We start from the raw sequence: 20,979 nt of genomic DNA, 5'->3' as shown, positions 1-20,979 counted from the left end.
GCGAAAGCGGTGTACCAGTCAGCGTTGATGTGACTGATGAACAGCATTCGCGAGCAGGCTCGCTCCCACAAAGGGTATGTGCGTTGCCTGATAGTTACAGCAACTCAAAACTCTGCTGCGTCACGTCCTGGGAGTCCAGGCCGATCTGCACGTTGAACTTGCCAGGCTCGGCCGCGTACTTGAGCTGGGCGTTGTAGAACTTCAGGTCATCTTCGCTGATGGTGAAGTGCACGACTTTCTGCTCGCCGGCCTTGAGCATGATTTTCTGGAAGTTCTTCAGTTCCTTGACCGGACGGATCATCGAACCGGTGACGTCCTGGATATACAGCTGCACCACGGTTTCGCCGTCACGCTTGCCGGTGTTTTTCACCGTGACACTGGCGTCGAGCTTGCCGGTGGCGTTCAGGGTGGTCGACGACAGCGCCATGTCGCTCAGGGCGAAATCGGTGTAGCTCAGACCGAAACCGAACGGGAACAGCGGCCCGGTGGTGTCATCGAAATACTGCGAGGTGTAGTTGCCTGGTTTGCCTGGCGTGAACGGCCGGCCAATGCTCAGGTGATTGTAGTAGGTCGGGATCTGGCCCACGGAACGCGGGAAGGTCACCGGCAGTTTGCCCGACGGGTTGTAGTCGCCGAACAGCACATCAGCGATGGCGTTGCCGCCTTCGGTGCCGCTGAACCAGGTTTCCAGGATCGCGTCAGCCTGTTCTTTCTCCTGAAGGATCGTCAGCGGACGGCCGTTCATCAGCACCAGCACCAGCGGCTTGCCGGTGGCTTTCAGGGCGCGGATCAGCTCACGCTGGTTTTCCGGGATGTTCAGGTCGGTACGGCTCGACGATTCGTGGGACATGCCACGGGATTCGCCCACGGCTGCGACCACTACGTCTGCATCCTTGGCGGCTTTCACCGCTTCGTCGATCAACACGTTGGCCGGACGCGGGTCATCGACCACTTCCGGCGCATCGAAGTTGAGGAAGTTCAGGTAGTCGAGGACTTTCTTGTCGCTGGTGATGTTGGCACCACGGGCGTAGATCAGGTTCGCCTTGTCGCCGATCACGTTGCTCATGCCGTCGAACAGGGTCACCGATTGCGCCGGACGGCCGGCAGCGGCCCAGCTGCCCATCATGTCGATCGGGGCCTTGGCCAGCGGGCCGACCAGCGCGACTTTCGCGGTTTTCTTCAGCGGCAGGGTTTCGTTCTGATTCTTCAGCAGCACCAGGCTGCGACGCGCCACTTCGCGGGCGTCGGCGCGGTGCAGTCGGCTGTCGGCGTAGGTGTCCGCCGGATCGTCTTCAGCCTTGCCGATGCGCAGGTACGGATCCTTGAACAGGCCCATGTCGTACTTGGCGGCGAGGACTTCACGTACGGCGTTGTCGATGTCTTTCTGTTCGATTTCGCCGGACTTGAGCAGCCCCGGCAGCTCTTTGCCGTACAGGGTGTCGTTCATGCTCATGTCGATGCCGGCCTTGATCGCCAGCTTCGCCGCTTCGCGACCGTCGGCGGCGACGCCGTGCTTGATCAGTTCGAAGATCGCGCCGTGGTCGCTGACCGCCAGGCCCTTGAAGCCCCATTCCTTGCGCAACAGGTCGTTCATCAGCCAGGTGTTGGCGGTGGCCGGGATGCCGTTGATCGAGTTCAGCGCGACCATCACGCCGCCGGCGCCGGCATCGATGGCGGCACGGTACGGCGGCAGGTAATCCTGGTACATCTTCACCGGGCTCATGTCCACGGTGTTGTAGTCGCGACCACCCTCGACCGCGCCGTACAGGGCGAAGTGCTTGACGCTGGCCATGATGCTGTCGGCCGCGCTCGGCGTGTCGCCCTGATAGGCCTTGACCATGACTTTGGCGATGCGCGAGGTCAGGTAGGTGTCTTCACCGAAACCTTCGGAGCTGCGGCCCCAGCGCGGGTCGCGGGAGATGTCGACCATCGGCGCGAAGGTGATGTCGAGGCTGTCGGACGCCGCCTCTTTGGCGGCGATGCGCCCGGACTGGCCGATGGCGTCCATGTCCCAGCTCGATGCGAGGGCCAATGGAATCGGGAAAATCGTACGGTGACCGTGGATCACGTCGTACGCGAAAAACATCGGGATCTTCAGGCGGCTGCGCATGGCAGCGTCCTGCATCGGACGGTTTTCCGGGCGGGTGATCGAGTTGAACGTGCCACCGATGTTGCCGGCGGCGATCTCTTTGCGGATCAGCTCGCGGGGCATTTCCGGGCCGATGCTGATCAGGCGCAACTGGCCGATCTTCTCGTCGAGGGTCATTTGTTTCATCAGGTTACTGATGAACGCGTCCTTGTTTTCCAGGGGTACCGGGGTCGTGGCGGCCAGTACCTGATGACTGGCCAGGCTGACGAACAGGCCCAGCAAACACAGCTTCTTCATGAATAGTTTTCTCAAGGGCCTAAACGGCGTTACAACGCCGGCCAGCCAAAATTTAGGGAGCGACTATTGTTGTTCGGGTGCTGATTCAAAAACGACAGCCGAATGTACGTCGACAGTTTCGGCGACGTGATCGCGCAGGGCCTCTTTTTAGCCCATCGGCCCGCTGCAATCCAGTAGCGCGGGCGATTATGCCCCAAGAGCCGGTCCAGAAGGTTTCACGCTTGATCTTTCATGTCATGTGCAAGGGAGCACCCGTCCGATGAATGTCAGTCCCGTCTACCGCTCGCGTTTGCAGGTCGCCACTTTGCTGGTGCTGGCTGCGTTGTTGACCGCCTGCGGCATCAACAACATTCCCACCCTGGATGAGCAGGCCAAGGCCGCCTGGGGCCAGGTGCAGAACCAGTACCAGCGCCGCGCCGACCTGATCCCCAACCTGGTGGAAACCGTGAAGGGCTATGCCAAGCATGAAGAGGCCACGCTGACGGCGGTGGTCGAGGCCCGGGCCAAGGCGACGTCGATCCAGGTCGATGCCAGCACCCTCGACAACCCGGAAAAACTCAAGCAGTTCCAGCAGGCCCAGGATCAGCTGACCGGTGCCTTGAGTCGGTTGATGGTGGTGTCCGAACGATATCCGGACCTCAAGGCCAACCAGAACTTCCTCGCCTTGCAATCGCAACTTGAGGGCACCGAAAACCGTATCGCCGTGGCCCGCCGGGATTTCATTCTGGCGGTGCAGAAGTACAACACCGAAATCCGCACCTTCCCCGGTCGCCTGTGGCACAGCGTGATGTACAGCGACCTGCCGATCCGCGAGACCTTCGAAGCCACCAGCCCCGGCGCGGACAAGGCGCCGGAAGTGAAGTTCTGAGCCGGGGATGCCCATGCGCGTGTTGAAGATGGGCCTGGTGCTGATGCTGTGGCTGTTCGCCGTCAGCGCCCGGGCCGAGTTGACCTTCCCTGCACTGACCGGGCGGGTGGTGGACGATGCGCAGATGATTGAGCCGGCGGTGCGCGCGCAATTGAGCCAGCAGCTGCAGGCCCATGAGCAGGCGACTGGCGAGCAGCTGGTGGTCGTGACCTTGCCGAATCTGCAAGGCGCCACCATCGAGGACTACGGCGTTGAACTCGGCCGGCACTGGGGCATCGGCCAGAAGGACAAGAACAATGGTGCCTTGCTGATCGTCGCCCGTGACGAGCGCAAGTTGCGCATTGAAGTCGGCTATGGGCTGGAGGATCGCCTGACCGACGCCCAGAGTTCAGTGATCATCCATCAGGTGATCACGCCGGCGTTCAAGGCCGGCAATTACAGCAAGGGCATCAGTGACGGCGTGGCGGCGATGCTGGTGGTACTGGGCGGCAATCCGCTGGACGAGCCGTCCACGGTGTACGAATCGTCCGGCGATCCTTCGGACGACTTTGTCTCGCGGCATCCGGGAATTTTCGTATTTCTGGTGATGTTGTTCATCCTGACTGTTTTTGTCTGCCAGATGCTCGGTATCCTTCCCGTCGGCCGGGGCGGCTCCGGAGGAGGTGGCGGCTTCGGTGGCGGTGGTTTTGGCGGCGGCGGTGGAGGCGGGGGCTTCAGCGGCGGCGGTGGCAGTTTCGGCGGGGGCGGTTCCTCCGGCGGCTGGTGATAACAATAATGAGCAGGCACTTCACGACATGGCATTACTGACTGAACACGAACAACGCAAGGTCGCCGAGGCCATCGCCCGGGTCGAGCGCGACACCGACGCCGAACTGGTGACGGTGCTCGCGGCCCGCGCCGATGACTACGCGTACATTCCGTTGCTGTGGGCCAGCCTGCTGGCGCTGGTGGTGCCGGGAGTCCTGCACTACCTGACCGGCTGGCTGACCATGCACAGCCTGTTGCTGGTGCAATGGATCAGTTTTGTCGTGCTGTGCCTGGTGTTTCGTCTGCCCAGGGTCACCACTCATCTTATTCCGCGCCATGTCCGCCACTGGCGCGCTTCGAACCTGGCGCGGCGGCAGTTTCTCGAACAGAACCTGCACCACACGGTCGGTAGCACCGGCATGCTGATTTTTGTCTGCGAGGCCGAGCGCTATGTGGAGATTCTGGTGGACGAAGGGATTTCCAGACGGCTGGACGACAAGAGCTGGGACGCGATTGTCGCGGCGTTTACCGAGCAGGTGCGCCAGGGCCAGACGTTACAGGGGTTCGTGACCTGCATCGAGGCGTGCGGCGAGTTGCTCAAGGTGCATGTGCCGGTGACGCAGGTGAGGAATGAGTTGCCCAATCGCCTGGTGGTGCTGGGATAAGCCGTTCGGGAAATTAGCCGTGCCCTCGAACGCCATCCCCCCTAAACTAGCGGCCATTCCCGATTTGCCCGTCCGAGGCCGTTTCCTGCATGTCTGCCACCGCCGTTTCCACCCCCGATCACCACGCCCGGTTCATCGAGCTGCTGCAAACCAGCCTCGAGCAGAACGGTTTCATCAAACTGGTGCTGGCCAAGTACGTTGGCGAAGAAGCGGACTTGCAACGTGTCATCATCAAACCGGTGACGGTCAAGGCGCAGCCGAACCTGTCGTTCGTTTATCGCTACAAGACCCGTGACATCACCAAGAACCTGCCGTTGGATGAAGCTGTAGCGACGATCGCCGGGCTGCTTCCGGCAGCGTTCAAAAATGCGCATTTGCTCACGTTGACCGACGAAGCCCAGCTCGAATACAGCAAAAAGGGCAAGAGCTCGCTGTTCATGAGCAAACCCCAGCAATTGCGTGAAGTGCCGTCCGCCGAGCATAACCGAGAGAAAAACCGCTTCCTCGAGTTGAGCCGCCCGTTCCTCAAGGATCTGGGCGTGACCAATGCGCAACACGAGCTGATCCCGGCGATGTCGCGCAAGTGGAAGCAGATCAACAAGTTCATCGAAGTCTTCAGCCATGCCCTGACGTCGTCGCCGCTGGCTCTGGACAAACCGGTACGGGTGGCGGATTTCGGTTCGGGCAAGGGTTACCTGACGTTCGCCATCCATGACTACTTGCGCAACACCCTGAAGGCTGAGGGCGAAGTCACCGGCGTCGAACTGCGCGAAGAGATGGTCAACCTGTGCAACACCGCCGCGCAGAAACTCGAACACCCGGGGCTGGTGTTCAAATGCGGTGATGTGCGCAGCGTGGCGCCTAGCGAGCTGGAAGTGATGATCGCCCTGCATGCCTGCGATATCGCCACCGACTACGCGATCCACACCGGCATCCGTTCTGGCGCAGCGATCATCATGTGCTCGCCGTGCTGCCACAAACAGATTCGCCTGCAGATCCAGAGCCCGGCGCTGCTCAAGCCGATGCTGCAATACGGTCTGCATCTGGGCCAGCAGGCGGAAATGGTCACCGACAGCCTGCGTGCGCTGTTCCTCGAAGCCTGCGGTTACGAGACCAAAGTGTTCGAGTTCATCTCGCTGGAACACACCAACAAGAACAAGATGATCCTCGCCGTGAAGCGCGCCGAGCCGGTGGACCCGGCCCAGTTGCTGGTGAAGATTCAGGAGTTGAAAGCGTTCTACCAGATCAGCGAACACTGCCTCGAAACGCTGCTGCTCGCCGATGGCCTGCTGCCGCTCAAGGCTTGAGCTGAACCCCTGCCGGTAACGTGCCCGGTTGAGCCGGGCGCACCGCGGTCTTGCGTCCGAGCATCACCGTCGCGATCACCCCGCAGGCGAACAGCCAGGTGATCGGTTCCACGTGTTCGCCGAAGAACAGTGCGGAAAACGCGATGGTGAAGAAGATCTGCAACAGCTGGATCTGACTGACCCGGGCAATGCCGCCCATGGCCAGCCCGGCGTACCAGGCGAAAAATCCCAGAAACTGCGAAAACAGCGCGACGTAACCAAAGGCCCACCAGGTTTTCGTCGACACCGTGCCCTGATGCTGGAACGCCAGATACAGCACCGGGCCGATCAGCAACGGCGTCGACAGCACCAGCGCCCAGCAGATCACCTGCCAACCGCCCATTTCCCGTGCCAGGCGTCCGCCCTCGGCATAACCCAGACCACCCACCGCAATCGCACCCAGCATCAGCAAATCACCGGCCTGAATGCTGCCGGCGCCGGTGTACAACGCGTAACCCAGAACAAGCGCACTGCCCAACGCGGCGCAGGCCCAGAAGGCTTTCGACGGCCGTTCATGGGACAGCCACGCGGCGTACAGCGCCACGCACAGCGGCTGCAAACCGTTGACCAGCGCGCCGTGGGACGCCGGCAAGGTCTGCATGGCCCACGCCGACAGCACCGGGAAACCGAGAATCACCCCGGCGATTACCAGGCTCAGGCCTTTGATCTGTTTCCAGGTCGGCCACTTTTCCCGTCGCCACAACAGCAGCAATGCCGCCGGAATTGCCGCGAACAACGCCCGGCCCAGGCCATTGAGCAGCGGATGCAGTTCCTGCACCACGATGCGGGTGAAGGGCAAGGTAAGGCTGAAAATCACCACGCCGAGCAGGCCGAGGGCCATGCCGGTGTTTTCGCGCGAAGACATGATGGCAACCAGATTCGAAGGTGGCAGGGAGGTGCATTCATCTAGCCACAAACCACGGCAACCGGGCTGTTACAGCTGGGCGCAGAGTTATCCATACAGTTTGCGAACGCCATCGCGGTCCTTGGACTACTTTGAATACTCCTGTGCATTCACCAGAGGAGTCCTGTCCATGGCCGCGAAAAAGATTCTGATGCTGGTCGGCGATTACGTCGAAGACTACGAAGTGATGGTGCCGTTCCAGGCCCTGCAAATGGTCGGGCACACCGTGCACGCCGTGTGTCCCGATAAGGCCGCCGGCAAGACCGTGCGCACCGCGATCCATGATTTTGAAGGCGATCAGACTTACAGCGAAAAGCCCGGTCACCAGTTCGCCCTGAACTTCGATTTCGCCAAGGTCGATGCCAAGGATTACGACGCACTGCTGGTGCCCGGCGGTCGTGCGCCGGAATACCTGCGGCTGAACGAAAAAGTCCTGGAACTGGTGCGAGCCTTCGACAAGGCCGGCAAGCCGATTGCTGCCGTCTGTCACGGTGCGCAACTGCTGGCGGCGGCGGGGATTCTCGAGGGGCGCGAGTGCAGCGCCTATCCGGCCTGCGCCCCGGAAGTGCGGCTGGCCGGCGGCACTTACATCGATATCCCGGTCACGGACGGTCATGTCCAGGGCAATCTGGCCACCGCGCCTGCCTGGCCGGCGCATCCGAAATGGCTGGCCGGGTTCCTGGGGTTGCTCGGGACTAAAATCACCCTGTGACCCATTGATAAGGAGACGCAGCATGTCCGGATGGTATGAGTTGAGCAAAAGCAGCAATGGCCAGTTCAGGTTCGTGCTGAAAGCGGCGAATGCCGAAACCATTCTGACCAGCGAGTTGTACACCTCTCACAGTGCCGCCGAAAACGGTATCGCGGCGGTGCAGGGCAACAGTCCGCTGGATGAGCGCTACGAGAAGAAAACGACGAAGGACGGCCATCCTTACTTCAACCTGAAAGCTGCCAATCACCAGATCATTGGCAGCAGCGAATCCTATTCTTCGGAAGCGGCGTGTGCCAAAGGCATCGCTGCCGTGAAGAGCAACGGGCCGACGAAGGTGATCAAGGACAAAACCCTGCCGGTACTTTGAATCCAGCACAAAAACCTGTGGGAGCGAGTTTGGTCCCACAGGTTTTTTTTGTGCTGCGTGAAATCAGCGCAGGGTTTTGAGAATGGCCTGCAACTGAGTGCGACCCGCCTCGCTCAACGGGAACACCGGCAAGCGTGGATCGCCGACTTCCAGCCCGGTGTCACGCAACCCGGCCTTGATCGTCGCCGGCAAACCGCCCTTGAGGATGAAGTCCAGCAGCGGCAACTGGCGATAGAACAGTTCCCGCGCCTTGCCCAGATCCCCCGCCAGCGTGGCTTCGTACAGATCCAGGTTGAGCTGCGGAATCAGGTTCGGCGCCGCCGTGCACCAGCCTTTGGCGCCGGCCGCGAAGGCTTCCAGCGCCAGCGGGTTGCAGCCGTTGTAGAACGGCACCCGGCCTTCGCCGAGCAGTTGCAGCTTGTGCATGCGCTGGATGTCGCCGGTGCTCTCCTTGACCATGGTCACGTTTTCCACGCCGTCGACGATGCGCAGAATCAGTTCCACCGACATGTCGGTGCCGCTGGTGGCCGGGTTGTTGTAGAGCATGATCGGTACGCCGATGCTGTCGCCGATGGCGCGGTAATGGGCGAGGATTTCTGCTTCGGTGAGCTTCCAGTAGGACGCCGGCAGCACCATCACCACGTCGGCGCCGTGTGCTTCGGCGAAACGTGCGCGGCGCACGGCGTTGGCGGTGGTCAGGTCGGATACGCTGACCACGGTCGGCACCCGTTTGGCCACGTGCTTGATGCTGAATTCGGCGACCTGGTCCCACTCCGCGTCGCTCAGGTAGGCGCCTTCGCCGGTGCTGCCCAGTGGCGCGATGGCATGGACGCCGCCGGCGATCAGGCGGTCGATCGAACGGCCGAGGGCCGGCAGATCAAGACCTTCGCCGTTGGCGCCGAACGGGGTGATGGTGTAGCCGATGATGCCGTGAATGTTGGACATGAGAGTGCTCCGCAAGGATGAGATATTCAGTTCAGGCAATCGGCGTGCTGGCGCAGGTTCTGCCGGGCGTAGTAGTTGAATGCGGCGGCGTGGCGTTTGGGTTTCGACACCCAGTCATGGGCCTCGCGACCCAGTTCGGGAATGATCGGTTTGATCGTCCCGGCGGCCATCGCCAGCAATTGCAGTTTGGCGGCGCGCTCGATCAGTTGCGCGATGACACAGGCTTCCTCGATGGTCGTGCCGGTGGACAGCTGACCGTGGTGGGAAAGCAGGATCGCCCGTTTATCGCCCAACGCCCCGGCAATCAGTTCGCCTTCTTCGTTACCCACCGGAACGCCCGGCCAGCCTTCAAGGAACGCGCAGTCGTCGTACAGCGGGCACAGGTCCATGTGGGAAATCTGCAACGGTACTTCCAGCATCGACAGCGCGGCAATGTGCGTCGGGTGAGTGTGGATGATGCAGTTCACGTCCGGGCGGGCGCGGTACACCCAACTGTGGAAACGGTTGGCCGGGTTGGCCATGCCGTGACCTTCGAGCACTTCCAGGTCTTCGTTGACCAGCAGCAGATTGCTCGCGGTGATTTCATCGAACCCCAGCCCCAGTTGCTGCGTGTAGTAAGTGCCCGGCTGCGGGCCACGGGCGGTAATCTGCCCGGCAAGGCCCGAATCGTGGCCGTTTTCGAAGAGGATCCGGCAGGTCAGGGCCAGCTTTTGCCGGTCCGTCCACGTATTATCCGCCAGGCTTTTTTGCATCTGGGTCAGCGCTTGCTTGACCAGTTCGTCTTTGGGTAGTGCTAATGTCTTCGCCATATCCGTGTCCTGTGGTGGTTGCCATGGATGACACTTAAGAGGCTATATGACACTTTGTGTCATTGGCAAGGACAAATCGTCTTTCCTTTGCTGGAATAATCGCTTCGCATGTCTATCCGTTTGAAATTATTGAGAAAAAAACTTGGCGTAACCCTTGAGGCGCTGGCCGAGAAATCCGGCATGACCAAGAGTTATCTGTCGAAAGTCGAGCGTGGATTGAATACGCCGTCGATTGCCGCTGCGTTGAAACTGGCGAAAGCGCTGAACGTGAAGGTCGAGGAATTGTTCTCCGAAGACAACGTCAGCCTCGACAGCTACAGCCTGGTGCGCAGCCACGAACGCCAGTCACTGGCGGCCAACGATCACAGCCCCGGTTACGCGGTGCTGGCCCATCAGGTCAGCGAGCGCAGCCTGCTGCCGTTCATCATCTATCCGCCGACTGAATTCACCGACAAGACCTTCAAGGAACATCTGGGCGAGGAGTTTCTGTTCGTCCATGAAGGCCGGGTCGAAGTGGACTTCATGAACGAACGGGTACTGCTGGAGCGGGGTGACGCGCTGCACTTCAATGCGCAGAAACCGCACCGGATCCGCTCGGTGGGCGAGGAGCAGGCACAACTGCTGGTGGTCGTGCACAGTAGCGAAGAGTGATCAGACTTCGACGGGGACCGACAGCTTCGGATTCCCCAGCGCATGGCTCTTGGAATCAAAGAACCGCAACTCGGCGCCCGTGCCCTCGAACACCTTCGCGTAATGCCGCTTCTGGTGCTGGATGAACGCCGCGCTGCGCGGGTAGATCGAGATCGCCACGGTTTTCGGTTTCGCCAGCCGGAGGGCACGCACGATGTGGCTGTCCTGCTCGCCCAGGGCGTGGCCGAAGATGCACAGGCTGTCGCCGTGCGCGAGTAACTGGTCGTAGCAGAACGACAGATAGTCGGAGCTGCGGATGGTCTTGAGCTTGTCCGCGCTCGGCCCTTCGTTGACGAACAGCGGCACGTCGTCGAGGGTCTTGAGCGTGTTGTTGATCGCGAAACTGCCGAGCAGCGTGCCTTCGGTGGCGGTCAGTTTGCGGGCGCTGCCGTCCTGGTTGCGTACCAGATGCAGGCCGCCGTGCAGGTACAGCAGACGCGGTTTGTCAGTGCTGCTTTCGCACAGATCGAAGCTGGCGTCGGGGCCGTTGAACAGGTCGTCGATGGCCTCGCCCCGGTGTTGCAGGGCCCAGTAGTTGAGCAGGTCGTAATTGGTGGTGAACACCGTGCGATAACTGGCCAGTTCGCGGTTCAGGATCGTCAGGGTCGACGCTTCGACCAGTCGCCACGGAATGTGCAAATCGTGGACGGCGTTGATCAGCGCCTCCTTGATCGCATAGTAGCGATTGCGCGGTGCGGCCGAGCTGACGGCCAGTGCCTTGTTGACCCGACTGGTGGTTTTCAGCGCGCCAAGCACCTGCTCGAAACTGCGCGTCTGCATCGCATCGAACACGCTCAGTTCCGACGGGCTCAGCGGCTTTTCTTCCACCGTGCGGGCGTTTTCGAACAGCGAGTCGTAGCCGAAATCGTCCCACACCGCACGGCTGGCGCCGTTGCCCACCAGCAAGCCGCTGAAGTCGGTGGTGGCGCGTAACGCGTTCCAGTCTTCGAGGGTGGCGTCGACATCCAGAAAATCGGTCATTGCAGGGCACGTCTCAAAACAAGGGGCAGATGGGCGGCGACTTTATCACGAGCGGGCATTGAGCCAGATCAACATCCGCCGTGACCGATCGGTCGATCCTGTATGCATCCGCCGAATCGCAGGAGTCGATCCGGCCCCTGTCAGGAGACGCGCCATGAGCAGCACCTTTTTCATTCCCGCCGTAAACATCATGGGCAGCGGCTGCCTCGACGACGCCATGAATGCCATCCGCAACTACGGTTTTCGCAAGGCGCTGATCGTTACCGACGCGGGCCTGGCCAAGGCCGGCGTGGCGACTATGATTGCCGAAAAACTGGCGATGCAGGACATCGACTCGGTGATCTTCGACGGCGCCAAACCCAATCCGAGCATCGCCAATGTCGAGGCCGGGCTGGCGCTGCTCAAGGACAGCCGCTGTGATTTCGTCGTGTCACTCGGCGGCGGCTCGCCCCACGACTGTGCCAAGGGCATCGCCCTGTGCGCGACCAACGGCGGACAGATCCGTGATTACGAAGGCGTCGATCAATCGGCCAGGCCGCAATTGCCATTGATCGCCATCAACACCACGGCCGGCACCGCCAGCGAGATGACCCGCTTCTGCATCATCACCGACGAAACCCGCCACGTGAAAATGGCCATCGTCGACCGTAATGTCACGCCGCTGCTGTCGGTCAACGACCCGGCGCTGATGGTCGCCATGCCGAAAAGCCTGACCGCCGCCACCGGCATGGATGCGCTGACCCATGCCATCGAAGCCTACGTGTCCACCGCCGCCAACCCGATCACCGACGCCTGTGCGCTGAAGGCGATGACCCTGATCAGCAACAACCTGCGACTGGCGGTACGCGACGGCAGCGATCTGGCGGCGCGGGAAAACATGGCGTACGCGCAGTTCCTCGCCGGCATGGCGTTCAACAATGCCTCCCTTGGCTACGTGCATGCGATGGCGCACCAGTTGGGCGGTTTCTACGACCTGCCTCACGGGGTGTGCAACGCGGTGTTGTTGCCCCATGTGCAGACGTTCAACGCGCTGGTCTGCGCTGATCGCCTTACTGATGTGGCCCACGCCATGGGCGCCGACATTCGTGGCTTCAGTCCGGAGGAAGGCGCAAAAGCCGCGATTGACGCAATCCGCTGTCTGGCCAAAGACGTCGACATCCCCGGCGGCTTGCGTGACCTCGGCGCCAAATGCACCGACATCCCTATTCTTGCCGCCAATGCCCTGAAAGATGCCTGCGGTTTCACCAACCCGCGGGCGGCGGATCAGCGGCAGATCGAGGAGATTTTCCGCAGCGCGTTTTAAGCGGACTGACGATCGGGCGTGAACCTCGTGCAGAGCACCGCGCCCGCCGCCAGAAAGCAACACAGCAGCGACAGCGGCCACGCGTGGGGACCGGCCAGCAGGCTGGCCACCGCGCCGATCAACGCGGCCATCAATTGATGAATGAAACCGCTCAGGGCCATCGCGTAAGCGCCGGCAATCGGCGCTCCATCGTTGGCCCGTGACAGGCTGATCGGATAGTTCAGCGACTGGCCGAACACGGCGACGCAGTAAGGCAGCCAAAGCAGCCAGGCAACGGAACTGGCCAACAGGCTGCCAGCCAGCATCACCCCGCTTCCGGCCATTACCAGGCCCACACCCAACGCCATCAACCGATGCTGACCGGTACGCAGGACAAAGCGATTGACCGCCAGCGCCCCCAGAAAATACGCCGCACTGATCGGCCAGCCCAGCAGCCCGTAGTCGGTCGTCGACCAACCGAACGGGCCCTGCAGAATCAACGGCGCAGCGCTGTTGAACGCGATGATCACGCCATAACCCAGACCGCCCGCGAGCGCAGGGAGAAGAAACGCCCGATGGCTCAGAATCCTTCCGTATACCGCCCAGGGTGAAGCGGTTGCGGGCGTCTCGACGAGTTTCGGAAAACTCAGGCGCGAGACAATCGCGGCCATCAACAGGCTGACCGCACCCAGCAGATAGAAGATCGCCTGCCAGCCCAGCGTCACCTGAATCAGCGAGCCGGCGTATTGGCCGATCCCGAGCGCGACAACGAACGAAATCGAAATCCACGACAACGCCTTCGCCAGCAGATCGCCCTGGAAACTGTCACGGATCAGCACCCGCGCCATCACTGAAATGCCGCTGGCGCCGATCCCTTGAAGCAGTCGCAGCAGCAGGAACGACTCCAGCGTCGAACCCAGCGGCAGCGCCAGATTCGCCAGCCCGTAAATCCCCAGCGCCGCCAGCAGCACCGGTTTGCGTCCGACGCGTTGTGCAAGGCTGCCCCAGAGCAACATCGGCAATGCCATGCCGATCAGGTACAGCGACAAACCCCAGGCCACCTGCGTTGCATCGACCTGCAAGTGCCCGGCGATCTGCGGCAACGCCGGCAGGTAAATACTCATGCCCAACTGGGCGAGGAACACAGTGGAGCAGGTGATGAGCAGGATGAGGCCGGGGTTCATGAGTCGTCCGTGAAGGTTCAGCGGTCGCGATGGCCGCCGTGAGTCAGTAACAGTCCGGTGATCAAATCACAGAATTGGTGGATCAGTGTCGATTCCATGTCGGCGCGCAGGGTCACGCGGATCGCGGCTTTACCTTGAGCCACCACCGGGAAGAACACCGCGCTGGTGAAAAAGCCGTGTTCGGCCAGTTCAATGGCAATTCGAGTGGCCAGGGCGGCCTCGCCGCAGTTGATCAAACGGATGGCCATGGGGCTGCCGTGCTGTTCGCTGCTCAACAGGCTGTCGAACAGGCGAATATTGGCCTGGAGCCGAATCTGCAATGCACGCAGTTCTGCACTGCGATGCAGCTGGATCGAGGCAAGGCCCGCACCGATGGCCGCGCAATTGAGGCTTTGTGACCAGTTGCTCGGCCCGCCGTAACGCTGGATCAATTTCCGCTGCCGCTCATTGCCGAGCATCACCAGACCGCCGCTGGCTCCGAACGATTTGGCCAGCGACGCGACGATCAGGCAATCCTCTTCCAGCGCCGGCATTCTTGGCCGTACAAGACCGGCGCCGTTGCTGCCGACCGCCGACAACGCGTGAGAATCATCGAGATATAGAAACAGACCGTAACGTTCTTTCAGGTACAGCAGACCGTCCAGATTGGCCACGCCACCCATGCTGTAGGCACCGTCGGCGATATAGGCGACCGTTGTGTGGCGCTGGCACACCGATTCAAGAAAATCCATGTCGTTGTGGGGACAGGTCAGCACGCGGGTTTCATCGGCGCAACTGGCCTTCAGGTGATTCATCGAATAGTGAGCCAGACGATCGAACACCATCACCGGTGGACGGCCCTGGGTAAACACGCCACTGGCCAACAGCGGCAGTATCCCGGCACTCGCGGCGCTGCAGGACAGAGTGCTCAGACACACCGAGCCAAACAATTGCGACAGCTCGCTTTCGTATCGGTCGAGCAGCGCCAGTTTGCAGCGGTTTTTCGAGTTGGCTACGCGCAGTGTGCCGGTTTCACGTAACGCCGCGATGGCGCCTTCCAGCAGGGCGGGGTGGTGATCGAGACCCAGATAGGACGTGGTACAGAAATGATGGAACCGGCGCCCGTGCTGATCGAGTAAATGGTTGCAACCTTTGACTTCAACGTTGAGGGCGGCGATTTTTCCGGCTTCGGCGGCCTCCCAGTCGTGGTCGGCCAGCGCGATGACTTTGCGGTAGTTGGAGAAAGTGTTGAGGGAATCCGTCAGATGATTCAAAGGCAGCTCTCCTTGAGCATGGCAATCCATGGGGTGTTTCAATTTGTGTGTGTTGCCAGACTTTACAGAGAGCGATGCGGGGTCAGAATCGGCCATATCCGATAGCGCTGAGGGCTGTTGGAGTTTTGCTTGTAGGGCGATACCTCGCTGGGTTGTAAGGCGGTGAAATGCCCGACAACCCTGGTAGTGAAGGGCTTACCTTTGCCCTGTTATCCAACGGTGGTGGCGCTCTTTTCCAGCGCCGGGGAAAACTGGATCAGCACCACGCCCGCCATCAGCAACACCGCGCCGAATACCCGGGGCAATGTGAGTTGCTTCTCCAGCAGTCCGAATAACCCGAAGTGATCCAGCACCATCGAAGCCAGCACCTGTCCGGCCAGTGCCAGCGCGACAAAACCCGATGCCCCGAGTTTCGGCACCAGCACCACCGCCAGTGCCACAAAACACACCCCGAACGCGCCACCGGCCCACATCCACAGCGGCGCCTTGCCGATGAAAACCAGCGATGGCAACGGCAAACGCAGCGCGGCAATCACCGGCAACAACACCAGCACGCTGACCAGCAATGACGCCAACGTCGCCCACAAGGGATGGCCCAACCCTCGGGCCAGATTGGTATTGATTGCACTTTGAAACGGGACGACAGCCCCGGCCACTGCCGCCAGTAGCAACAGACCGGCCCAATGCAACGTACTCATGATCGTTCTCCAGCAAGGTTTTGCTGGACTCTAGGGTATTCGTCGCGCAGATTTAAATTCTGTTTTGTCATGCGGAACATGCATCAGATGAATGATCTTCGGCGCATCGATCTCAACCTGCTGGTAATCCTCGACGCCTTGCTCGGCGAGCAGCACGTCACCCGCGCTGCGGAGCGTCTGCACTTGAGTCAACCGGCGGTCAGCCATGCTTTGGCCCGACTGCGCGACTTGCTGGGTGACCCACTGCTGGTGCGCGCCGGTGCGGGTCTGGTACCCACCGCCCGGGCGCTGGAGCTGGTTGCGCCGCTGGCCGAGGCCCTGGCTCAGGTGCAATCGCTGCTGGCGCCGAACACCTTCGACCCGGCCAGCGCCCGCCGGACCTTTCGGCTTGCGATGTCGGATTACGGCGCGGCGATCATCCTGCCTGGTTTGATTCGTACGTTGCGCGCGGAAGCTCCGGGCATTGATCTGCAAATCAGCCACGCCAGTCGCGAAGGGATGGTTGAAGGTTTGCTCAACGGCGATATCGATCTTGCTGCCGGTGTGCTCCCGGAACTCCCCGGTGAATTGTGCAGCACGCCGCTTTTCGAGGAGCGCTATGTCTGCCTGCTGGATCGTCAAAGCCTTCCCGCCGAAGGTGTTCTCGACATGCCAACCTACCTTTCCCGACCCCACGTTCTGCTGGAAATGCGCGGCAGCGGCACGCCGGAAATCGAACGTACCCTGACCGCCCTGCGCGAGCGCCGCCGCGTCGCCGTCAGCCTGCCGCACTGGAGCGTTGCGCCGCAGTTCATCAGCGGCACGGATCTGATCCTGACCGTAGCTTCGCGAGCGTTGAATGATGTGGATGACGACTCGTTGATCATCGTGCCGCCGCCGTTCGAGATCGCACCATTTACCTTTGTCTCGGCATGGCACAAGCGGCGGGGCGGGGATCAGGCGTTGAACTGGTTGAATCGGCGGATCGGGGAGGGGATAGTGCGCGGCTGAAAAACATCAAGGAGTGGGGCGTGACAGTGAAGTCTGGGGTGATGGGGTGTCTGGCGCTTTGCGGGGCGTTGATGGCGGGGCAGGTTTTGGCTGATTGTGTGCCTGCGCCAGTGACGAACCCGCGGGATTTTTCCGTTTGCAAGGAGTGGCCGGCGTATCCCGGACTAACGCTGAATGCGGTTTCGAAGTTTGAGCCGGATCCGGTGTATGGCAAAACCGGTGATGTCGGTAGTTACGACCTTGCTCTTTCTGTCGTTTCGGCCGAAGTTTCAGAACCTCTGGCCACCTATTACAAGCCTTCTGCATTCTTGTCCGATGCCTTCGCGCTGGAAAGTGTGGAGTTCGATACCGCGCGCTACAAATTGACCCCTGAAATTCGGGCTTTTGGTGTACGGGTCGTTTTCAAAGGCTCTTCCCGCGTCAATCCCATGGATGAGACTTCGCTGTCCCTTTACGTGAAAGAGGGCGACACGTTACGGCCTGTTCTGGATCGGCTTGTGATGTATCGCTACAACGGAGAGTGGGATGGAAATTGTGCGGGCGAACGCGCCAGTACCCTGCGCACTATCGAAATTGGAAAGACCAGTTCTCATGGTTACGCCGATCTGATCGTCAAATCGGTAACGACGGGAATTGTTGGCAAAGGTGATCCAGGCACTTGTGATGAGAAAACCACAACCGCTAAACCTGTGCTGACAACCCTTCGCTACGACGGAAAATCATACGTCTTGCCTAAAGGTTTTCAGGCGATCGAGTGATACAGAACCAACGCGACTCTTATCAAGGAAGAACAATGCTCACCCCGACCCGACTTTTCATTGCCCTCAGCTTTTTTGCGATCACCGCCCAGGCGCAACCGGCCTGCGTGACAAAGAATCACGATGACCAATCGCTCTCTCGCTGCAAGCCATGGCCGGCGTTCAAGGAGCAGGTGATTGCTCTCAAGTCCACGTATGTACCGGACGCCGGTAGTGACGATGCGGGTGTGTTTGATCTGGATCTGGCGGTGCTGAACAGCACCAACGCCAAGCCGATTGCCACTTACACCAAACCCGGCGCTTACAACTCCGATGCCATCCGGTTCGACGATCTGGTGATCGACACGGCCCGATACAGGCTGGCTCCGGATGTCCGTGCCTTTGGTCTGCGGTCGAAGTTCGAGCACAGCTCCCACGCCAATCCATACGAAAAAACCGATCTGGCGCTGTATGTGCGTGAAGGCGGCAAACTGCGCCCGGTATTGGAAGGTTTGGTGGTCTACAAAAATCATGGTGAGTGGATGGATGATTGCGAAGGTGAAGGGCAGCAAGTACGCAGAACCATCGAAGTAGGCCCGACCAGCCACAATGGCTTGGCCGACCTGATCGTCACCTCAAACGGCACGGCGATGAAAACCTTCAAATCCGGCAAGGAATGCGTTTCCCAGGATTCCCCACTGAAGAAAACCCAAATCACCCTGACCTACGACGGCAAGCAATACACCATCCCCGAAGACCTGCGAGGTTACTGACCAATGCTCACCGGCCTCAACCACCTGACTCTCGCCGTCAGCGACCTGGATCACAGCCTCGTGTTTTACCGCGACGTCCTCAAGCTGCGAGTCGAGGCCACGTGGGACGCCGGTGCCTATCTCTCGCTCCCGGGCCTGTGGTTGTGCCTGTCCCTCGATGCGCAACGCCAACCCGAGCCTGCCGCCGACTACACCCACTACGCCTTCAGCCTCGGCGCTGCGGATTTCCCGCTGTTCGTGCAGCAGCTTCGCGCTGCGAACGTGCAGGAATGGCGCGACAACCGCAGCGAAGGTGCGTCGTTCTACTTCCTCGATCCGGACGGTCACAAGCTCGAAGCCCATGTCGGCGATCTGGCCTCGCGACTGGCCGCGTGTCGGCAAAAGCCCTACGCGGGGATGCGTTTTTTCAACGAGTCGTGAATATTCACAAACCGCTGGGATAGACTGGCGGCCACGTTTTCCGGCGCTTGCAGGTATTCCATGACTCCATCGTTGCTTATGGCCGTGCTGGCCTCGGGTTTCATCTACGGCATCACGCCGGGGCCGGGTGTGCTGGCGGTGTTCGGCATTGGCGCCGCGCGGGGGCGTCGGGCCGGGGCGGGTTTCCTGTGCGGGCATCTGCTGGGCGATGTGATCTGGTGCAGCACCGCGCTGATCGCGATTGTCGGTGCCCGGGAAATCGGCAGCACCGCGTTCGATGTGCTCGGTGTACTCAGCGGTCTGTACCTGTTCTGGCTCGGCTGGCGCGCGGTGCGGGCCAAACGCAGCAACGGCGACCAGCCCCAAGGCGCGGCGCGTCAGCCGTTCTGGCACGGCATCCTGTTCGGCCTGACCAACCCCAAGGCCTACCCGGTGGCGGTGGCGACGTTCACCGCGCTGCTGTCGAGCCGTGCCGAACTGCTCAACTGGTCGATGCTGCCGATGCTGATCGCCTTGAGCTTCCTCGGCGGATTGCTCGCATACGCTATTCTCATTGGCGTTGTCGGCGCCCGTCAGGTGCGCACGCTGTATCAGCGCCATGAACTGGCCATCACCCGGTTGTGCGGGGTAATGTTCATCGGTTTCGCCATCAATGCTCTGGTGCACGCGTTGCCGGGGTTGATGCCGAACAAGACTTGAAAAAAATCGCTGGGACGCGAGGTCGAGGTCAGGGACGGTTGATCAGTGCTGCATTGCCCGGACACCCACGCTGAACCATGGAAAGCCGAAATTCTGCGCCCTTGGCGAGTTACATCGATCTGTTGCTGGACGCCGTTTGTGCGGTCGACAAACAAGGTCGCTTCGTTTTTGTCAGCGCAGCCTGCGAGCGGATTCTCGGCTACACCCCTGACGAGTTGATCGGCCAGTCGATGATCGACTACGTCTATCCCGCCGACCGTGAACGCACCCTGGCCGCCGCCAGCGACATCATGGGCGGCGAGCCCAAGCACAATTTCGAAAACCGCTACGTGCGCAAGGACGGCAGCCTTGTGCATATCCTCTGGTCGGCACGCTGGTCGGAAGTCGATCAACTGCGCATCGCCGTGGCCAGGGACATCACCGAGCGCAAACTGGCCGAGTCCCGTCAGGCCGCGTTGTATGCGATCTCCGAGGCGGCTCATGCGGCGGAGGATCTGCTGGCGCTGTTCAAGCGCATTCACACGATCATCGGCGAGTGGCTACCGGCGCTGAATTTCTCCGTGGCGCTGTATGACGAACACTGTGCAAAACTGAATTTCCCCTATCACGTCGACGATGACGAGTTGCAACCGGAGCAACCCGGCACCGTGACCGGACGCCTGTGCGCCGAAGTGATACGCAGCGGCCAGCCGATCCTGCTGACTCCGGATTGTCCTCAGGCCCCGGCAGGCTTCGAAGCGCTGGTGGCAGGGCAGCAATCACCGTGCTGGCTCGGCGTGCCGTTGAACTCGAAGAACGGCACCATCGGCGCCCTGATCGTCAAAAGCCTGCCCGGCGGCGAACGCTACACCGAGCGCGACAAGGAACTGCTGCAATACGTCTGCGCCCAGGTCGCCACCGCCATCGAACGCCAGCAGTTGCACGCTCGCCTGCGACGCATGGCGCAATACGATCAATTGACCCAATTGCCCAATCGCGAATTGTTGCGTGATCGACTGAAGGCGGCGCTGGCCAGCGCTCGGGAAACATCAGGGCACATGGCGCTGCTGTATGTCGATCTGGACCGCTTCAAACAGGTCAACGACACCTTCGGTCACGGCGTCGGCGACATGCTGCTGCAGACCGTGGCCAACCGCCTCAAGGGCTGCGTGCGTGAAACCGACACCGTGGCGCGGATCGGTGGCGACGAGTTCGTGGTGCTGCTGCACAGCGTCCACGCCCCCGACGATGCCGACAGCGTGGCGGAAAAAATCCGACAGGTGCTGGTGCAACCCATGCGTCTGGACGGGCACAACCTGCACATCGAACCGAGCATCGGTGTCGCGCGTTTTCCCGAGCATGGCCATCACGAGCAGCAACTGTTTCGCCACGCCGATCAGGCCATGTACGCCGCCAAACGGGAAAATCATCGGGCGCGGGATATCTGACTGGCGGCCGCCGTTCGTCGCAGCAGCGGCAACTTTTCTAAACCTTTGGGGGCTGGCGAATTCTCAATCCAGGCGGGCATCTGCTCGCTGACGATC

22 protein-coding genes are annotated in these 20,979 nt (G+C 61.0%); 14 read left to right on the top strand and 8 right to left on the bottom strand.

Annotated features, from left to right (window positions below; all coding sequences use genetic code 11):
- Positions 1 to 94 precede the first annotated feature (94 nt).
- Entirely contained in the window at positions 95 to 2,386 is a 2,292-nt protein-coding gene (gene bglX / locus M5B44_RS01880) for a beta-glucosidase BglX (protein WP_248738071.1), read from the bottom strand.
- A 259-nt stretch (positions 2,387 to 2,645) separates the two neighbouring features.
- Here bglX and M5B44_RS01875 point away from each other — a divergent pair, with 259 nt between their 5' ends.
- The 4 genes from M5B44_RS01875 (at position 2,646) to M5B44_RS01860 (ending at position 5,973) form a co-directional block, all read left to right on the top strand.
- Positions 2,646 to 3,254: a LemA family protein gene (locus M5B44_RS01875; protein ID WP_085712991.1), complete on the top strand. Its 609-nt coding sequence runs from the start codon at positions 2,646 to 2,648 to the stop codon at positions 3,252 to 3,254.
- A gap of 13 nt (positions 3,255 to 3,267) precedes the next feature.
- Positions 3,268 to 4,020, top strand: a complete 753-nt coding sequence (locus M5B44_RS01870) for a TPM domain-containing protein (RefSeq protein WP_248738070.1) — start codon at positions 3,268 to 3,270, stop codon at positions 4,018 to 4,020.
- A 28-nt stretch (positions 4,021 to 4,048) separates the two neighbouring features.
- The gene (locus M5B44_RS01865) at positions 4,049 to 4,666 is read left to right on the top strand and encodes a TPM domain-containing protein (protein WP_248738069.1); all 618 of its coding nucleotides are present in this window, start codon (positions 4,049 to 4,051) and stop codon (positions 4,664 to 4,666) included.
- 89 nt (positions 4,667 to 4,755) lie between these two features.
- Entirely contained in the window at positions 4,756 to 5,973 is a 1,218-nt protein-coding gene (locus tag M5B44_RS01860; protein ID WP_248738068.1) for a class I SAM-dependent methyltransferase, read from the top strand.
- On the opposite strand, the gene M5B44_RS01855 is transcribed toward M5B44_RS01860, so the two are convergent.
- A complete protein-coding gene (locus M5B44_RS01855) occupies positions 5,963 to 6,877 on the bottom strand; it encodes a DMT family transporter (protein ID WP_248738067.1) in 915 nt (304 codons plus the stop codon). The two genes, M5B44_RS01860 and M5B44_RS01855, sit on opposite strands and share 11 nt — an antisense overlap.
- Positions 6,878 to 7,046: 169 nt before the next feature.
- Here M5B44_RS01855 and M5B44_RS01850 point away from each other — a divergent pair, with 169 nt between their 5' ends.
- Both M5B44_RS01850 and M5B44_RS01845 read left to right on the top strand, forming a co-directional pair.
- Positions 7,047 to 7,628, top strand: coding sequence for a DJ-1/PfpI family protein (locus tag M5B44_RS01850; protein ID WP_007957909.1), 582 nt, complete (start codon positions 7,047 to 7,049; stop codon positions 7,626 to 7,628).
- Positions 7,629 to 7,650: 22 nt separating this feature from the next.
- The gene (locus tag M5B44_RS01845) at positions 7,651 to 7,995 is read left to right on the top strand and encodes a YegP family protein (protein ID WP_248738066.1); all 345 of its coding nucleotides are present in this window, start codon (positions 7,651 to 7,653) and stop codon (positions 7,993 to 7,995) included.
- A 63-nt stretch (positions 7,996 to 8,058) separates the two neighbouring features.
- On the opposite strand, the gene M5B44_RS01840 is transcribed toward M5B44_RS01845, so the two are convergent.
- Together M5B44_RS01840 and M5B44_RS01835 are read right to left on the bottom strand one after the other, a co-directional pair.
- The gene (locus M5B44_RS01840) at positions 8,059 to 8,940 is read right to left on the bottom strand and encodes a dihydrodipicolinate synthase family protein (protein WP_248738065.1); all 882 of its coding nucleotides are present in this window, start codon (positions 8,938 to 8,940) and stop codon (positions 8,059 to 8,061) included.
- Positions 8,941 to 8,966: 26 nt separating this feature from the next.
- Entirely contained in the window at positions 8,967 to 9,749 is a 783-nt protein-coding gene (locus M5B44_RS01835; RefSeq protein ID WP_007957912.1) for an aldolase, read from the bottom strand.
- Positions 9,750 to 9,857: 108 nt separating this feature from the next.
- Here M5B44_RS01835 and M5B44_RS01830 point away from each other — a divergent pair, with 108 nt between their 5' ends.
- Positions 9,858 to 10,400: a helix-turn-helix domain-containing protein gene (locus M5B44_RS01830; RefSeq protein ID WP_085710196.1), complete on the top strand. Its 543-nt coding sequence runs from the start codon at positions 9,858 to 9,860 to the stop codon at positions 10,398 to 10,400.
- Here M5B44_RS01830 and M5B44_RS01825 read toward each other — a convergent pair whose 3' ends face one another.
- Positions 10,401 to 11,420, bottom strand: coding sequence for a DUF4917 family protein (locus M5B44_RS01825; RefSeq protein ID WP_248738064.1), 1,020 nt, complete (start codon positions 11,418 to 11,420; stop codon positions 10,401 to 10,403).
- Between the two features lie 154 nt (positions 11,421 to 11,574).
- Between M5B44_RS01825 and yiaY the strand changes: the two genes are divergently transcribed.
- Positions 11,575 to 12,723 (top strand): L-threonine dehydrogenase, encoded by a 1,149-nt coding sequence (gene yiaY / locus M5B44_RS01820; RefSeq protein WP_248738063.1) that lies wholly within the window; start codon positions 11,575 to 11,577, stop codon positions 12,721 to 12,723.
- Here the strand turns inward: yiaY and M5B44_RS01815 are convergent.
- The 3 genes from M5B44_RS01815 to M5B44_RS01805 all read right to left on the bottom strand — a co-directional run bounded on the left by M5B44_RS01815 (position 12,720) and on the right by M5B44_RS01805 (position 15,837).
- Positions 12,720 to 13,886: an MFS transporter gene (locus M5B44_RS01815; protein ID WP_248738062.1), complete on the bottom strand. Its 1,167-nt coding sequence runs from the start codon at positions 13,884 to 13,886 to the stop codon at positions 12,720 to 12,722. The genes yiaY and M5B44_RS01815 overlap by 4 nt on opposite strands.
- Before the next feature lie 17 nt (positions 13,887 to 13,903).
- Positions 13,904 to 15,139 carry an aminotransferase class I/II-fold pyridoxal phosphate-dependent enzyme gene (locus M5B44_RS01810; protein ID WP_248738061.1) on the bottom strand — a complete coding sequence of 412 codons (1,236 nt, stop codon included), beginning with the start codon at positions 15,137 to 15,139 and terminating at the stop codon, positions 13,904 to 13,906.
- 209 nt (positions 15,140 to 15,348) lie between these two features.
- Positions 15,349 to 15,837, bottom strand: coding sequence for a DMT family transporter (locus M5B44_RS01805; RefSeq protein ID WP_248738060.1), 489 nt, complete (start codon positions 15,835 to 15,837; stop codon positions 15,349 to 15,351).
- Positions 15,838 to 15,915: 78 nt separating this feature from the next.
- Here M5B44_RS01805 and M5B44_RS01800 point away from each other — a divergent pair, with 78 nt between their 5' ends.
- The 6 genes from M5B44_RS01800 (at position 15,916) to M5B44_RS01775 (ending at position 20,883) form a co-directional block, all read left to right on the top strand.
- A complete protein-coding gene (locus M5B44_RS01800) occupies positions 15,916 to 16,827 on the top strand; it encodes a LysR family transcriptional regulator (protein WP_248738059.1) in 912 nt (303 codons plus the stop codon).
- Positions 16,828 to 16,847: 20 nt separating this feature from the next.
- Positions 16,848 to 17,585 carry a hypothetical protein gene (locus M5B44_RS01795; RefSeq protein ID WP_248738058.1) on the top strand — a complete coding sequence of 246 codons (738 nt, stop codon included), beginning with the start codon at positions 16,848 to 16,850 and terminating at the stop codon, positions 17,583 to 17,585.
- A gap of 35 nt (positions 17,586 to 17,620) precedes the next feature.
- The gene (locus M5B44_RS01790; RefSeq protein ID WP_248738057.1) at positions 17,621 to 18,337 is read left to right on the top strand and encodes a hypothetical protein; all 717 of its coding nucleotides are present in this window, start codon (positions 17,621 to 17,623) and stop codon (positions 18,335 to 18,337) included.
- 3 nt (positions 18,338 to 18,340) lie between these two features.
- The gene (gene fos / locus M5B44_RS01785; RefSeq protein ID WP_248738056.1) at positions 18,341 to 18,757 is read left to right on the top strand and encodes a fosfomycin resistance glutathione transferase; all 417 of its coding nucleotides are present in this window, start codon (positions 18,341 to 18,343) and stop codon (positions 18,755 to 18,757) included.
- A 60-nt stretch (positions 18,758 to 18,817) separates the two neighbouring features.
- Positions 18,818 to 19,456: a LysE family translocator gene (locus M5B44_RS01780; RefSeq protein ID WP_248738055.1), complete on the top strand. Its 639-nt coding sequence runs from the start codon at positions 18,818 to 18,820 to the stop codon at positions 19,454 to 19,456.
- A 77-nt stretch (positions 19,457 to 19,533) separates the two neighbouring features.
- Entirely contained in the window at positions 19,534 to 20,883 is a 1,350-nt protein-coding gene (locus M5B44_RS01775) for a bifunctional diguanylate cyclase/phosphodiesterase (protein ID WP_085710207.1), read from the top strand.
- The last annotated feature ends 96 nt before the right edge of the window (positions 20,884 to 20,979 follow it).

The sequence above is a fragment of the Pseudomonas sp. MWU12-2029 genome (assembly GCF_023242425.1).
GTDB classification, from domain to species: domain Bacteria; phylum Pseudomonadota; class Gammaproteobacteria; order Pseudomonadales; family Pseudomonadaceae; genus Aquipseudomonas; species Aquipseudomonas kribbensis.
This window is presented reverse-complemented; position numbering and strand designations above follow the sequence as displayed.